The 17,500-nt window shown below is 39.4% G+C and carries 7 protein-coding genes (1 of these 7 cut by a window edge); 4 read left to right on the forward strand and 3 right to left on the reverse strand.

Going from position 1 to position 17,500, the window contains the following annotated elements; all coding sequences use genetic code 11:
• Positions 1–392: 392 nt before the first annotated feature.
• Complete coding sequence (locus tag MKS91_RS01795; RefSeq protein ID WP_258569136.1) at positions 393–3,005, reverse strand: ankyrin repeat domain-containing protein; 2,613 nt, start codon at positions 3,003–3,005, stop codon at positions 393–395.
• A 779-nt stretch (positions 3,006–3,784) separates the two neighbouring features.
• Between MKS91_RS01795 and MKS91_RS01800 the strand changes: the two genes are divergently transcribed.
• Positions 3,785–5,893 (forward strand): hypothetical protein, encoded by a 2,109-nt coding sequence (locus tag MKS91_RS01800; protein ID WP_258569137.1) that lies wholly within the window; start codon positions 3,785–3,787, stop codon positions 5,891–5,893.
• A gap of 35 nt (positions 5,894–5,928) precedes the next feature.
• Here the strand turns inward: MKS91_RS01800 and MKS91_RS01805 are convergent, their stop codons facing one another.
• Entirely contained in the window at positions 5,929–14,316 is an 8,388-nt protein-coding gene (locus MKS91_RS01805) for an HAD family hydrolase (RefSeq protein WP_258569138.1), read from the reverse strand.
• 285 nt (positions 14,317–14,601) lie between these two features.
• On the opposite strand from MKS91_RS01805, the gene MKS91_RS01810 reads away from it, so the two are divergent.
• Both MKS91_RS01810 and MKS91_RS01815 read left to right on the forward strand, forming a co-directional pair.
• Positions 14,602–15,525 (forward strand): SPFH domain-containing protein, encoded by a 924-nt coding sequence (locus MKS91_RS01810; RefSeq protein WP_258569139.1) that lies wholly within the window; start codon positions 14,602–14,604, stop codon positions 15,523–15,525.
• Between the two features lie 156 nt (positions 15,526–15,681).
• Positions 15,682–16,728 (forward strand): hypothetical protein, encoded by a 1,047-nt coding sequence (locus tag MKS91_RS01815; protein ID WP_258569140.1) that lies wholly within the window; start codon positions 15,682–15,684, stop codon positions 16,726–16,728.
• 237 nt (positions 16,729–16,965) lie between these two features.
• On the opposite strand, the gene MKS91_RS01820 is transcribed toward MKS91_RS01815, so the two are convergent.
• Positions 16,966–17,112, reverse strand: a complete 147-nt coding sequence (locus tag MKS91_RS01820) for a hypothetical protein (protein WP_258569141.1) — start codon at positions 17,110–17,112, stop codon at positions 16,966–16,968.
• Between the two features lie 119 nt (positions 17,113–17,231).
• Here MKS91_RS01820 and MKS91_RS01825 point away from each other — a divergent pair, with 119 nt between their 5' ends.
• Positions 17,232–17,500: the 5' end (the start) of a hypothetical protein gene (locus tag MKS91_RS01825; RefSeq protein WP_258569142.1), read on the forward strand. It continues 1,348 nt past the right edge of the window; the window shows 269 of its 1,617 coding nt (coding positions 1–269); the start codon lies at positions 17,232–17,234; the stop codon falls past the right edge of the window.

The following is a 17,500-nucleotide window of genomic DNA, read 5'->3' on the forward strand; positions in this document are numbered from 1 at the left end:
CATTCCTGACATCACTTAAATTGACTTCGCTCACACAAATTGTATTGCTTATCTGCTTTTTTAAAGAACAATAACTTATTAAAGTTAAACCGATTATACCGCCCCAAGCAGCATTGTCAACACCTTTATCGAATAATTTTAAAAACTTGGGAAAAAATTAAATCGGCTCGACCTTACTGCGCCTCATCTTTTCCAGTTATCTCTATAACATTCGTACTTGATTTAGGTATATTTTCATTGCTAATTACTTTATACCAACATGAATAATCATTTGTATAAGCGCTACTTTGCAATATTTTTAATTTTAAAATAAAACAAAAAATACACTTATACTTTAAACAGCGGGCAAGATAGTCGTCTCTTCCCTTTCCATTACCTGAATAAGCGCTAATTTAGAGGTATCTACACCAACCGTCACGTCTTTGATCATCCTTACCAGAGCCTCCACGCTTCCTTAGATCCGCGCCTTGATCATCACCTTCATGACGTGGGGGTTCTGGAACATCCTGGCTAGTGGCACCGTCTACCGATTCTGACCGCACAGGTGAATCTTCCGGAAATTTATGCTCTGATGGACGTGGTTTGACGAAGTTAAATATAGATGGTAACACTCCATAAACTGCATGAGCTGAAAGCAAAATGACTCTCCTGATGCTATTAACAACTTTTCCTGGCACACCCTCCTCAATTCTAGCTCCATAATCCTTAATGGCATTTGCAATATTTTTATCGCCTTTTATTTCTGCTAGCGTCAATGCATTACAACCACTATCATCTGTCGCTGTTAGCACCTCCTGGGGCAAATCTACTCTAGAAAGAATAGCATTGACAACATCTGTATACCCACTATGTACTGCCATCATCAGCGCATTATAGCCATACTCCTCTGTCGCTGTCAGCACCTCGTCAGGCAAATATTCTCTAGCAAGAATAGCATTGGCAACATCTGTATATCCAAATATTACCGCATACATCAATGTATTATAATCATAATTACTTGTCGCTGTCAGCACCTCATCAGGCAAATCTTCTCTAGCAAGAATAGCATTGGCAATATCTGCACTTCTCATAAATATTGCAAACAGCAATGCATTCCGCCCTCTATCATCTCTCGCTGTCAGCACTTCAACCGGCAAATCTTCTCTAGAAAGAATAGCATTGACAACATCTGTATACCCACTATGTACTGCTATCATCAGCGCATTATAGCCATCCTCCTTTGTCGCTGTCAGCACCTCGTCAGGCAAATATTCTCTAGCAAGAATAGCATTGGCAACATCTGTATATCCAAACATTACTACAAACATCAATGCATTATAACCATAATTACTTGTCGCTGTCAGCACCTCGTCAGGCAAATCTTCTCTAGCAAGAATAGCATTGGTAATATCTGTACTTCTCATAAACATTGCAAGCTGCAATGTATTCCGCCCTCTATCATCTCTCGCTGTCAGCACTTCAACAGGCAAGTCTTTACACATTGGCACCATGACTTCTTGAAGCTGTGAGTGGCCTGATATTAATACATTATGCAGCAAGGCACAGTCCTCCTTATAGACTTGACCAATAACAGTTATCTCTGCCGAAGAGATCGGTGTTGGTAATGTTACTACCTCACCATCCTCAAGTTTCTTGATAACTGCCTTTAACATCTGCGCGTAACAATCATCCATTGATTTGATTGTCTCTTCAATATAGTCCTCAGATACCCGTTCTTCATATGGATATGGCTTACTTGCGTTTAAATTCTCACGTTCATTATTTAAAAATTCACGGATCTTTTCCTCTAAAGCTTTCTTACTTGAACCCACCCCTTCAGCAAAAACCAAATGCAATAGCCACCTATCCCCAACTCCTATACAGGCATTAAATACCCTAGCAGTCAGTTCATCCAGTTTACCCTCGGCAAATTCAATATCTGTCTCTGTCTTCTGGGGCAAGTTTTTCTGATTCGATAAGTACCACTTAAACAATGCTGAAGAACTTTTGAAACGATCTGGAAGCGCCACATCAGCAGCCTCCTTTCTAACCAATGCTCCATCACTATCCTTGTCGTATAATGCCAGCACTTCACGCTGAGTTAGAGAGCGCTCATAATTCTTCTCTACAAAATCAGATTCGCCTAAATTATTAAGCGCAATATCATAAATAATAGGGGGTATATTCTTATTCAGCGCCACAACCCGACCATGACGGCGATCACCATCCATACTATTTGATAAATATCTGAAACTTTGTTTAACATAATCTGCCAGTAACATGGAATAAGACCTCTCACCTCCTGCAAACATAGAAAGACTCGCTTGAGCTACCATCATCTGGATTCTTTCTTCCATTCCAGGATGGCAACTATAATCAAGTTCATCGAAATATTTATACATTGAATCTTCATATGCTGTTGCCGCCTCAAACAATGTATCAAAAAACATATTCTTATCGATTATAGGTGGGCTAATCTGACACAACTTCCAGGTTTGCCATATTGTTTTTGCACCAGACAGTCGACACCCCATAGTCTCCAACGTTTTCTTATTCTCTTCTTTAAGAAAATCTAAATACTGTGGCAAGATGATAGCCATAGTACCATCACTCTCTACAGACTCTTTAATGGCCACTTTAATCTCCTCAGCTACCGCATTAAATGCCTCTATAGCTACAGCATTAGGGACATCGGCAACACTTGCAGCATCCGACAGCACTATGTTCGCATCTAGAAAATCTTGACCATCTTTTCTTAAACCTCTAAGACTTGAACTATGTACATCCATTGCTTCATATCCTGGCTGCTGTACTGCTGGTTGCAGAATAGCCAATATATCATTTATTTTCCCTATGAAAGGGTGCAACTGGACAATACTATTATCTTTTAAAGCACTCAAGTGCTCTTGATAAAACTCCCTATCCTCAAGACCCAGAGTACTCACATCTAATTCGCTCAGCTGCTCAACAATAGACCACTTTTGTAAATCACTACCTTCTAATAATATTTCTTTATGACTATGCATCACGCACCTACTTTTTTTTAATATACTATATCTTATAGCACTGATTTAAAAAAAAATATATTTTTTTGCACTAAAACCGTACAAATGAGTGAATCATGCAGAATTATACTCATAACAAGTTATAACGGGGGTTATTTTCCCTTATAATCATTAAAACATACCACTGATGACCTAATAATGATTTCCTCTATTTAGCGCCTCTACGCCGCCTAAGATCTGCACCCTTCTCTTCACCTTCATAACGTGGTGAGTAAACAAGAACATTTATTGCTCATATTAAATAGCATTCATCTTCGCAAAGTATCATGAGGGTATTGCAATAGATTAATAGTTTATTTTAACCTTAAGTGACTACCAATCACCGCAAAAATTATCCACAACGAAAACTTCTTAGCAACGATTTACAATACCACCCTCCATTTATTCCAGTTATGAGAAGGCTAGAGCCTTACGCAAATAGCGAACATATTTTTAACCAATGCATATAATGAAGACTCTTCGGATGACTCTCTCCACAATTATACTTAGCCGTAGGAATACCTTGACACATACTGCTATATTTTTTTTATTATAAAATATATATAAATGGAACAATAAAATGATCTCACTAAATCTACTGAACTTTTATCAGTACCTTCCCTTTCAGGCAGCCAGCTTTTTATTTTTGAGTGCTATTTGTTATAACTTAATATCTGTTTTTTTTGGACAAATCTGAGGAAGATTTCCGTTTAAAGCCTTACCAGAGCTTTGGATTTCTTCTCCTAGCATATGAGCTAGCTGTGATTAATATCCTAGTTTTAATCCCTTTAATTGCCAATACCAAGTTAAGCATGCTTGTATCTGTGGTATTTCACTTTAACCTCTTAGGTGGTTTCAATTACACATCAACACCCTTTAAGTCAATGGCTTATAGCATAAAATCCGCCATCACTAGATTAATGAATCTACTGGCATTAATTATAAAACCCAGTTTATTAAAATATCTCGTTAAAGGGTATTGCACAATCAAGCAATTAGATGAACTGGCACGTAGGGAACAAGAAACAAAGCGCAGTATTATACACTTCTTATCCCACCCGAATATTGCCAAACTAGTTGATAATCAGAATATCAGTTTTGAAATGATCTGCAATGCCTGGGGAAGAAATGCCAATTTTGACCATTTAATGCATGACAATTTAGCACACATGATTCAAACCAGAGCGGTAATGCCTCATGCATTTTTAACCTATTCTACAGAACAACTCGACAATCTATGTATTGACTTATTTTCCAATGGATTTGAACAGTTTGGCCTCACACTAGAGGACTGTCTAAACTTAACACCACACCAGAAAAATACTTTAACCAATGAAAATCTTACCTGGTGGCTAGACAAAGGACTAAATATTAGGCACCTACTAATGTTAGACGATGATAGCCAATTCATTCTTGAGCACAGCCACGATAAGACTGAAACTATATTAAAGGCGCTTTCCATGGAACCCAGTTCTTTGCTATCTATGGCAGACACCCAGAAGCAGCGCCTAAAGTTTTTCCTCACTCATGACGTGGATCCTTCAAAGCTGAAATTTAGCTTCCACATGCCTGAGACTAAGTGGAATCTCTTACAATCATATGGTGATGATCACTTTGTATCACTGCTCAATTCAGGAGAATCCAAATGCGATTTTTTTGCTAACGAGGAAATACATACCCTGATCACAAATACGATAGTAACCTTTAGCGACATAGAAAACTTAACCCAGCACCAAAGAACAAACCTAACAAATAAGACCTTGGTGGCATTTCCTTCAGGGGAACAATGGAGGGTACCAATCTTCTGCAAAGCGCTGAGTGATAGATTGGTCAGTCTACGAGACATCGATAGGCATTTTTCTGGTAATGACGTGAACAATCTCGTGGACTTAATATACAATCAACCTAATCTGAGAGCTGCCATCCAAGGAGGCGTGACAACATTTTCAGAACTATACCCTCCAGGTGCAGCACCCCGAGAGCGCCAAAACACACATTCCCGTTCTATACATGATTCCGTTTCTGTGTCCGCAACGAATCTCCAGGATATCTATCAAATTAGTAATGAGGTAACAATAGATAAAATTGTTACAGACCTCAAATCAGCCATAAGAAATGGTTCGTCATTAACTATAAAAGCATCCACAGCGATGCGCGCTCTAGACAGGCTGCCTCAGATCCATTATCACGACCCAAAGTCAGGCATTTCACTACGTCAACTACTTGCACTTTGCTATACTGCTATCTCAGATAAAGAACGCGCCACAGCATCATTTGATGATGGTCTCAGCATGCTCATTGAAGGCTTATATGAGTGCCAACGTGGTGGAAATATAAATAATGCTGAAGGTATAGACCGTGGACAAGAGGATATACCCATTTGTCCTGCAGGGACAGTCAACAAGTTAATGGAAAAGCTATGTGGTATACATCCTTCTGTCAAAGTTTGCTTTGTCACTATAGAAACAGCCACCCTTAAGCTTCCTAGAGTTGTTGAAGAGGAAACCGTAAAGTATATAGCCCAGCTGTGCCTCAGCGTGCCCGAAGCAGCGTGGAAAGCCATTCTGGTAAAAATTTCCGAGGAAGGGTTTGATGATAAAACATACAGAAAAGTAGAGCCTGCTGTAAAACACAGAATCAAGGATGAGTTTGGCAGTTTATTTCAAAGTGAAGAAGAGCTACACACATTTGTTGATAATGGCAAATATGCGGATATTAACAGCGACCAAATCATTCAAAAGCTTCCGCCTTTATCCTCAGCAGCAGATAGTGGCCTGTTCGCTGAAGGACAAAAAGATAGCACTAGCAGATCTTCAGGAGGTGCTCCGGCGCCAAGAAGATTGGGGCATCTACAAGATTTGGGCCTGTAATGGATATTTTTTAGTGGGTCTACATAATCTCATTATTAATGCGGACTAGCCTTGGGGACAGAAGAACCTGCTTCTAATGCCTCTATTTGTTTTAAATATTTTTTGCATTTTGCCGCCTCCACGCCCCTTTTAGCACGTATCTCTGCACTTTGGGGTCGGTTGGGTAAAGATACATTCTCATAAAGATGAATCCTTAAAACTTTCTGTAAGCGGCTGTGCTCAGCTTCAGATATATTTAGAACATACCCATCAGACTTAAAGCGAATAATGCCATCGCGACATAAGCCCAGTGCTCTTAGTGCCGCCTTGAGCTTGTCTGGGGAGGACTGATTATCCTTACCACGAAGGGCGTTAGGGGACTTCTTGTTTACTACTTGATAAAGTTTTCTAGCGCCATCTGAAGATAAATCAACTTTTTCTGTATTGTGATCGATTCTTTTTTCTATGGCATTGATCATGGCACCTTTATCGACACCATCTGGCAGTTGAACTGTCTGCTTTTTCTGCTTATGGCCATTCTTAAATAATAAATCAATTGAATTGTTGTCACCTTCACTAACTTCAGATGGGAAATGATCGAAATGAACCCGCTGGAATACATTTGCCACCTGATCATTTTCAGCATGCGTCAACCTTTTAACCACATATTCTCTAAACTTCTTTTTTTTCTGAGTTGTAGTCTCTTGAGTACCCGCAAACGGAGCAGCATCTAGAATCCTGGCAAACACTGTATCATTTAGGCCAAGGCCCACTGCTTGGGTGCATAGACTTCCCCCCCATTTTATGGCCCCCGTAGATGTCATACCTCCGGGATATTTAGTGTCTAGCCCTACAAAAAGTCTAAACGCAGCTTTATCCTTAGGAGCTATCTTTAGCATCTCTTCAAACGCAGCTTCAGTTCGCCCAAGCTTCACTGCTTGGGTGCATATACTGTTGCCCCATATTTTAGCACGCTCAGATGCCATACCTCCGGGATATTTACTGGATAACTCGGTGTACAATACCTGTTGCGCCTTGGCATCCTGAATTGCCTTCTGAATACCTGGGGATTTAGCAATATCATTTAGGACTCCCTCTGTAAATTCATTCTCCTTGCTATCATCTATGTGCATCAATCCTTTTATATAACCTTTAATATCATCCTCTGATAGCTCAGGATTCATCTTAATCATCTTTGGAATAACTTCATTCAAATATGCAAGTAAATGTGACACTTTATTCCTCCCAGAAAATTCATTCGCACTTGTCGTTCTAACGGTCGTTGCGGAGCATGTAAAAATGCCGCTTTTTATTTTTGTTTCAAACCAAGCATCAAAACCTGTATCACCAGGTTTCTTAACCTTATAAACTCTTTTTAAGGCATCTTTAACGAAGGCATATGCAGCAGAACTAGAGTAATTGTGTGAGAGGATTGCAGTATACTTATTATTTTCTTCTAACCTGTGGTATAGTGCTGTAACAAGACCCTCGTTGTAGTAATTGCTGACCCCCCCGACAACCGTTTTGTTACCTTTTAAGATAACCTTTCCGCCTGATTCTTTATGAAGCGCATTAACCACAGGGATGTTACCCTGTTTATCTTCTACCCCATAACCGCAGAGTAATTGTAGCTTATAGAGGAACAGTCGATCCTCCTTGGCCAAAGCATCTAGACAGCTTTTAAAATCAGGCTTAGCACAAATTGCTCTAGCAGTTTCTATTGTTTTATTCAATTCACCTATGGTTCCTTGTATGTCTTCTAACATCTCCTGGTTTAAACCAATATCGTCCTTACTGCAATTCTCCCCACCAAGTTTTTCCCTCAATTTTTCTATTTTTATTAGTGCTTGATATAACTGCAACCGATCCTCATGTCCAGAGTCGGATTTTGTGAACAAGACACCAGATAAGTCGAGATCTTGGCCGYCTATGTATGATGAWTCTTCATCCATCGKACCTGGAGATTCAAAATTAAAATCGCCCAGTACCTTTCCCTTAGCCTTGAGCAATCCTTTTATAATATTTTGATACGCTTGCAACCATGTAACGCTATCCTGCCCATACTCATCTGCCAGTGTCTTCAAGTTAGCTATATCACCTGCAGTTAAAGTAACAGCTTCAATCTCGCCTTGCTCACTACCCCAATCATAATCATTAGCGTAAACCACAACCTGTTGCTCCATGCCCATCATTCTCTTCCAAGAATCAAGTGAGACATTTTTTATTTTTGCCTCATTATTTGCGTGAAATTGTAATAAGCAATCATCTAAGTCAAAGGTAGCAAATGAAGGATTATACAGTGTATGCATTAAACTGGTTTTATCTTCTGGATCACCCATCGCGCCGGGATCAAGACTCACACCTGGCTCTACTTCTGTAAAGTTTGGGGTGCTATTTTTAATACCTGCTACAGATTTATCTAAATGAGAAACCGGTACTGTGTTTTGCCCAATCGTTGTGTTTGCCGTTGCATTGAGTACCATTTTTCCCCCTCCCAGGTTGGAAAATACAGCAGCATCAACTGATGCAACCCCCCCTTCATTGCCAGTACACGCATGGGGGTCAGCACAATTTGTCGTTGCGAGTGTGTATTTCTCAGAATCAGGGTTATCTAGAGCATCTGTAGTGCCATGCCCTTTATACTCTAATTCAAGATCTTTCACCAAAACCTCTATCTCAGCGAGTTTTTCTATCACATCCAGCACATGCTCACCTTCCCCAGAGAAAGGTAAATCTATTGCCCCAATATTCTGAAGCAGCGTAACCCGGTTGCTATCGGGCAGATTTTTAATGGCTTTTAACGCTATTATTATTCCATTTAATCGAGCAGATGCTAATTTTTTTGCAGCATCAGAATTTTGAGCAGCGATCCCCTCTGCGAAAAATCCCATTCCCGCTTTTAGATATCTAAATAAGATTTGTTTATTATTTTCTGGTTCGCAGCTACTAGCAGCATAAAGAGCTTGGGTAAACTCAGCAGCAATTGCCATGGCAACAAGATTGAGATCAACGTGTCCAGAAATCTCATTCCAAGTTGTTTCTAGCTTATTATCACTAAGCTCGGGACGATCGTACCCATAAATTTGTTTAAATGTCTTCTCCGCCCACTCTTTTTCTGATGGTTTAACGTCTTGATAAAAAAACATGCCGCCGGTATTACGATGATCCCCTTGCCACTGTAATCCTGCTTGATCAATGATAATTGCAGAAGAACCAGCCGGGACCAGTTTTCTTTCAGAGTGATAACCACCATAATGTGTGTATGGCACCTTAGCAGTCACCACAGAATACTTAACCAATGCTCTTAATGTTGCAATTTGATCAGAGGTCAGTAAGCGCGCATAAAGATACTCCTTCACAATCCCATCGACATTAGTATCCTCATTCCTAGCCAACATTTGTAGATGTCTTGCGGTTAACTGACTTGCATCCTGCGGTATTATCTCATATTCTTGAGTATAAGGATTATAAACTTTACTCCCGAGAATTTTACTGCCACTTAATAGGCTCTGAAATTCCTTAAGGATTCTCTCTGGACAATGAATAGTTGCGTCACTTGAAGGCTCTATTTCATAACCTCCACCCCCACTAGCAGCAACTTTTTGCAACGTCACCTGAGATGGACCAACCTGACCCTTTTTTGAATGGTGTTGAAGCACTTGCTTAAAAACATTGTAGTCTGTATTTGAGAGAAAGACCCCTTCATCATTACTCAATGGAGAAAACCCCTGGTCTTTTAACTTCTCTTCAGCTCGGCCCACACCTAGTAGCTGTTCTAGTTGCTCTTTTTCATCTTCAGTTAACTTATGTTTCTTTATGCTCTCTGGAGCATCTAGTTCTCTCATTTTTTCATCGAAGGTTGTAGATGCTTTTAAAATATATAACCCCACGGCTTTATGCTCTAGTCCATATTTATGACACGTAAGCAAGCGATTAAAAAGCTTTTCTTGGCTCATACCCTTCTCAGCTGTCGGTTGTAATTGATTCCAACTTTTATCATTCACCTTTAGACCTGACAAACCATACTCATCCAATAATCCTCCTAACACTTCACTAGAGAACTTAACTTCAGTTTCCTTTGGCTCATTAGCAACTGTTAGTGATGGATATGGAATTCGCAAGCAAAAGTCTTTCATGCCTTGAACCGTAGCTCTGTCGCCAAATTGGTCGCTTATAAGATCTTGCAGCGCCAAATCACTCATCTTTCTCAGATTCCGTCCTGCCTTCCAGATATACTGCTTTAGGAAACGCGTAACCGGCATCCCTTCTGACAGTCCAAACCGACCTTTTATTATATCGGGAGTATCTCCTTGCATTAAGCAGAACAAGACTTCTAACTGACTAAAATCTCTTATATATTCACTTGATGCGAATCTTGATAATTTGTTTATGACTTCATTGGATGCTTGGGCCTTCAACTCTAAATCCATATTCCCCACATCATCATTAAAATTGAATAACTCAGCGTTCATACTTGAATATAGTGAGAGATCGTTAATCATCTGCCTTAGCTTCATCTCGGGAGGAGACAAGGTAGCAGCAATCTTTTCTACACTATCCATTGACTTCTTGCAAAAGGATTCCATATCTTGAGCGGTAATACCACTCTCTTTTAAAGAGTCTGCTACAGTTGGATCTTTTTCGTTAAGAGATTCAGCAATAATACCTTCCCCAATACCTGCTGCCATATGAATGTAATGGTGAACAAGAGCTATTTGAGAAACAGATAATTTATTAGAAACCATCGCTGCCACCAGCCCCTCTGGGTCGTGGTTTATAGCCCGCATGACATTAAACTGATTAAAGTCTCCATCCTGAGTTTGATACCTTTGTAATTTACGAGATATATACTGCTCGAAAGATTTAAACTTTTCGCCTTGTGCTTTTTTCTTTAGGTCGGCTAGGGCCCTAAACATATCTATCGAGGGCTCTTTGACTAAATCCATTAAACCTTGAATTGCAGTTTGATATGACTGAAGCGTCAGTTGAGAAAGGGCTGTCGGAGCTGATGTTTTAAACGTGATGTCGCCTCTCTTTGTTAAATCTACTCTCTCTGTTAAATCTACCTCCGTACATTTACTCAGATAAGACTTCATATCTTTTGTAACACCTTTCGAATCATCCATGTTCACTACACGAACGTTTTTATCTGGATGTTTGCGCCGTAATACATTAGCCTGTAATTGTTTATTCTGGATACCACTCACACCCTTGCTGTTACAAGCGCCTGCAGTAACTATAACCCCCAATTTTTTCAACGCATGATGTATAACAGGCATGCCTTTCGTATGAGATATAGCGTATACCTCTACATTTTCACTTTTTGCCCATTGAACCAAATCTTCCATAGACGGATCTATGCTGTCTTTTACATATTGCACCAATTCACATGATTCTGAGAGTGGCTTGCCAAAACCCTTTAATTGACACCCACTAGGCTCAGATGTATCATCACACGCCATTTGCAAGGCCTGACATAAAGAGATGTCTACGTTCATTTTATCTGAAAAATTCTTTGTTAAGTCATCTTTTGTCCCGGAAGGAAGTTCATTCAAAGCTTTGATGAATTTGGCTCTCTCCTCATCTGTCATGAGTTTTTTCTTACCTAAATAGTCAACATGTGTATATTTTTTTATTGTTAGCAAATTAGATTTTTCACTCTCAGTATAGTTTTGAAAATCACTCATAACATACATTACAGCTCGGACGATAGACGAAATTTTAGAATCTGTGTGTTCGGAAAGCATCGTATAGTCAATGTCAACCCATAGTACTTTTACATCATCCCCATCCGGGCTTAAAATCGCTTTAGCCTTTTCCGCCGCAACCTGTTTACCCCTCTTTGCCAGAGCCTTATTCCCACCATCAAGCAACTGTATAATACTTACGTTATCATCCTTATTCCAGCCTGAGCAGAAACGATCTTCTTTAGAAATAAGTGTAGTGCAAAAGCTTTTTAATGTATATTGCTCTACACCAAAATTCTCCAACATATTTGTAGCCGCTCTTTCGTCTTTTGAACGTGATAGCTCTTCCAATAAGATATCATCAATCCCTTTCTCTACACTGTCTGCTGCCATATGAACATAGTGATGGACAAGCATTTTCTGATCAGGAGTTAATGACGCAAAATGCTCATAAAAACCATCCTCTCCCAGTTTCATCAGTGCCAGTATCGTATGAAATTGATTAAAACCAGTGTCCGCAAACCTTTTCAGAGGCTTAGGCTGAGAGTATCTACTTAAGATACCATGCTTTTCAGTAACATCCTTATCCAATAACTCTGGAATGGCTTTAATAGCGACATTTGATAACGCCATTAATTCTGATTGAACATGAGCAACTGTGGTTTGTACCGTTTTCTTAGCCTCTTCCGTACTGATCAGGCTGGCAGCCTTAGCTAAAACGGTTGGCGAAGAGGACTTATGACTTAGTGGAGAAATCGCTGCAGAGACGCTCTGGTCTACTCCGAAAAATTTACCACTAAATTTTTTCACCGATAATGATATCTGTTCTGCCATTTGCATATCCTGTAGATCAAAATGACTCTTGACGCCCTCCCTTAACGCAGCCTCACCTAGCGTGTTAAACCGCTGTGCTGCCATACGTATATAATTGTTTATAAAATCATTAACAGCTTTATTCTTACTCGAACACAGTTTCTTTTTAATACTTTCAGAGGTGTACCCAGCATCAATTAAGCTTTTTACTAATTTAAGTTGGTTAAACTCCCCTGGCGTGCCATGTAGACTAGCCATGCCTAAGCGTAACCTCTGGATAATGGGATTATTTGAGTCCCTAAATGGCTCTTCCCCCAATTTCTCCCATGGCTTTCCATCTAATTTATTGCACTCAGTATTATAAGGCTTAAGATCACTATTTTTTATCGAACCTATCGCTTGGACAAACGCATCTACGGTTTCCTGTGCACTAAAAAAACGCTCTTCTTTAGAGGTAACTGTAGTGCAAAATTGTCTAAATGCATCTTTCTCTTGACCAAAATTCTCCAACATATTTGTAGCCGCTCTTTCGGCTTTTGAACGTAATTGCTCTTCCCATAAGATCTCATCAATCCTTTTCGCTACATTTTCTGCTGCCATATGAACATAGTGATGGACAAGCATTTGCTGATCAGAGGGAACAAGCTTGTAAAAACCATCCTCTCCCAGATTCATCAGTGCCAGCATCGTATGAAATTGATTAAAACCTGTACCTCCAAACCCTAACAAATCATTATTCGGGACTTTATCGGGGTTATGCAATCGATTTAAAATACCAAACTTACTAGTAACTTTTTCACCTGTTAACGCTTTAATGGCTTCACTAGGATCTTTTGATAATAAATCTAGGCCTATTTTGACACTCTGTATAACCGTACCTTTGATCGCATTCTTCCTGTTTTCTTCACTGGTTACTGCACTTTGTATCACTTGCACACTGTCTAAAAAGCTACTTGCACCAATAAGTTCTTTATCAGCAGCATATCTAAAAGTCTTCTGAGCATTTTTTGTAACTGTTGGCGAATCATCCACATATGCTACGAATACAGACTTTCCTGGATTTTCCTTTGCCAAATCTGCTCGTAATGCATTCATCTGAGGCGTTTTTTCACTGTTTAGTCCCCATGAGTTACAAGCTTTAGCCTTAACTGTCACACCATATTCCTCTAGCCCCAACTTTATAACAAGAGAAGCTTTTGTATGCGATAAAGCGTATACCTCAAAGCCATTGTCCTTTGCGCTTTTCACCATAGCAAGCATATTGGGAGATAAAGACCTTTTGAATGCCTCGACCAGCGGAGAGTCTTGTGATAAGGCTTCACCAAAGTCATCACCTATTGTAGGTATTTCTTTTTTAAAATCATCAGAGACTATTTGCAAAGCTTGCGTTAGTGTAATAGTACTGCTAGCAAAGCCAAACTTCTTACAGTTGTCACTAAGCTTGACATTATTCCTAACCGATGCATTGAACGCTTCATTAAATATTTTTTTACCTTCTGGTGATAGTTTTTTTAAAATCTCAACCAATTTTTCTCTATCCTTGTCATCCATTAATAGACCTTTATAGCATTTGATCTGAGCTAATGAAGATTTAAGCTCCTGCAGGGGACCTTTATCTGCAGTTTCAAGAGAAGGATCGTCTAGCGCACTCTGTATTGCTCCCTTATTAACTTCAATTCCAGCTTTATCTTTATTGCCTATAAGGCTGTTGACAATCCCGGAAAATAACCCATCAGAATGTTTATCAATCAGTGTCAAATCAATATCGGCCATTAATACTTTTCTAACATCAGAACCAAGCTCATGTTTTTTAGCGAGCATTTTTTTTTCAAAGACTCTACGTACATGTCCCTTAAGCGTCTCTGCTTCATCAGTTGTATCTGATACAGGCACCTGAATACCAAAAAACGCATCGCTTTTATTCCAACCTTCTAATGCTGTCATACTACCCTCACATATTTTTCTTATCTTCTTTTAGCTCAATATTCGCACTTGACAGATAAATCTTTACCGTTTATCAATCACCTTAATGAACACCAGTCTCATGAATGTCACTATTTTTCGGTAAAAGTATTGAGAGCCTCAATGAGCATGATAACGCCATGCCAAATCAATTTTATCAACCAAATGAAAACAAGTCTGTCATAAAAATAGGCATTTTTACCTCTGATTACTTGTATTCAAAGGTCTTCTTCTGGTAGCATGATGGTAATAAAAAAGGAGAAAACTATGGTAACAATAACTTTACTCATATTGGGTATGATTATATTAGGAAGCGTTCGAATTGTTCCAGAACAAAGTACACGTATTGTTGAGACATTTGGTCGCTATTCAAAAACACTGCACTCAGGGATTCATTTTATTATTCCACTGGTGCAAAGGGTTGCATATACGCATACTTTAAAGGAAAAAGCCGTGAGTATTTCTACGCAAACTGCCATTTCAAAAGACAATGTCACATTGTCAGTGGATGGTGTCTTATATGTGCAAATCATTGATCCTAAAGCAGCAGCATATGGTGTAGAAGATCCTTACTATGCACTGTCTCAATTGGCTCAAACAACCATGAGATCTGAGATTGGTAAAATGCCACTTGATAAAACTTTTGAAGAAAGAGAGTCCTTGAACCATGCGATTGTGAAAGATATCAATGAAGCTGCAAAGCCCTGGGGGATTATCTGCTTAAGGTATGAAATTAAAGATATCCATCCACCCGATAAAGTGATTAGAGCGATGGAAATGCAGGTTGAAGCTGATCGCAGAAAACGTGCTCAAATCCTTGAATCAGAAGGTGTTCGTCAAGCGATTATCAATGAAGCTGAAGCAAACAAAGCCAAGCAAGTTCTTGAATCAGAAGCATCCATGGTGGATAAGATCAACCGTGCAAAGGGTGACTCTGATGCTATTAGACAATTGGCCGATGCAAAAGCCTATAGTGTCGAAGTGGTTCGTAAAGCCATTAATCAAGAAGGTGGAGAAAATGCCGTGTCATTAGATGTTGCTCAGCAATACGTGAAAGCATTTTCACACTTAGCCAAGACCAATAACACCATGCTACTGCCTACGGACATATCCAATCCGAGTGCCATGGTAGCCAGTGCTATGTCTATCTATAAAAAGATATCTGAGTCCTCTAAACAGGGCTCCAAGTAATTTGACTGATCCCAATCACTGCCGGGAAAGCCAGCAGTGATTGGTTTTTTGTTAGTTGTTAGGCAATTCTCACCTCCATAAAAAACAATTAACCATTGATAAAAAGCCAAAAAAACAGTATAATTAGGAAAAAATAAATAACCTATGAGAAAAACGATGAAACAAATACAAAAAACTATTGCTCAGTTTTTATTCTCTAAAACAGATCACTGGCTTGAAGCGTTCAATGCTTCTGGCACCTCTCTCCCAGCACGCAACTTAGCAGATTATTTTTCTAATACTGAAAATATTAGCATTAACAATAACGATACTAAATCCGTAAAAAAACGAAAAAGAAAACACGCAACTTTGCAAAATGATATTTCCTGCGTATATGACGTTAAGTTCAAAAACTGTTATGGTGAAAATTGCTCTGTTAAGAGCCATACTTGGGGTGCAGTGCCTCATCATACTGCGGAAACAACAAAACATGTGATCATTTTTTGGGGCGGTGGAACGTCGACAGAAGGCATGCTCTCAGAAATTGCCAACTTTAGAAAACATACGAATTTGGTTGTCCATACCTTTAACTACCCACTGATTAATGATAATACAGGGTCTATTTACAGCCATGATGACTTGGTCACTTGCTCGAAGGCAATTATCAACAACTTGATCGAAGGAGACATGAAGATCAAGCCTCAAAACACCATATTTTATGGAGACTGCTACGGTGCTGCAGTTGCAGAATCTGTTTATCAAAGCTATAAAGATGATGATAAGATTTATTTCGCTGGTAGAGTCCTTTCAAATACCTTTACAAAGTTTACATCTGCAGCCCATAGAATGATATTTTGCAATATACGTGGCATGCTGTTTACTGACCCAACAACAGCAGTGTCCTTTTTAGTTACAGCTGCTATATATGCCTTATTGTCACCTATACTGGTGTTTGCACACCTATTCTTTATGTTACTTCCCCTCTTTGGTTGGGAAACCTCGCCATTAAAAACGGCGAATCAGCAAAATGACGACTTATGGATTACCAATAGGAACCAGGATACAGTATTAGGCTCTGCAAAATTGGCTGACAACCTCCCTCAGGTCGGAAACAGTCCTTCGGATTGGAAAAGCATAAACAGTAAGCTATCTATTAGTGCATCGCCAGAAAGAAGAAAGCGATTTTCTAACCAGAGCCCCATTTTGCTGATTTATCAGACATAGCAGTTACCGACAGCGATGCAAACATGTACCAGCTGATAGAGCGATTTGCACACAAGCGTTAATGACACTCTCTATTGCAGCTAGTATGCACTATTCCTTAATTACTCGTCATGAAGCAAATTAAGAGTGGCCAGGTAAGTAGTGTCAACGCACGACACACATAAGATAGCAACCCCATTAGATCATAAAGCCTATCTTGAACTAAAATTTTTGTTGGCTTCCCATAATGTTTTCCTTTTAAGCTTTGATCCCATCACTCACATCATACTCAACAACCTCCTGTTCTAATGGGCTCATGTCACTATCTTTTATTGCACTGCATAAACGACTAAGGTGAGTATCCTGTCTGGCGACATACTTGCTAACACAATATTTTTTATCCATTTTTCTCGGTTTTCAGGTATGCCTTGTTTCTTGCACAACAGCCGATGATAGCCACCATTAAGATTTTTCTGACAACATGTCTTTTTGCACTATAACCCTTATAAACAATGAGATAAACGATGAAAAAGCTTTTTTCACCAACCGTTAGCGTCACAACCGCAACACTTGATATTGGTAATGCGCTTAAGGAGCTAAAAGAGCAAATTAAAAAAGGTGAAGCTGAAGAAATATACAAAGCTTCAGTAAAGCTTTCGTGGGAACTTGTAGACTCTGGACATGCTGTCGCAGAATCAGTTAAGCACCATGAAAAAGGGGTTACCGCTGAGCAAGGGATACAACTAACAGGCTCAATACTTGTTAGATTGGCCGCCAAGTTTAAAAGTATCAC

The sequence above is a fragment of the Candidatus Synchoanobacter obligatus genome, assembly GCF_024259865.1.
Taxonomy (GTDB): domain Bacteria; phylum Pseudomonadota; class Gammaproteobacteria; order Comchoanobacterales; family Comchoanobacteraceae; genus Synchoanobacter; species Synchoanobacter obligatus.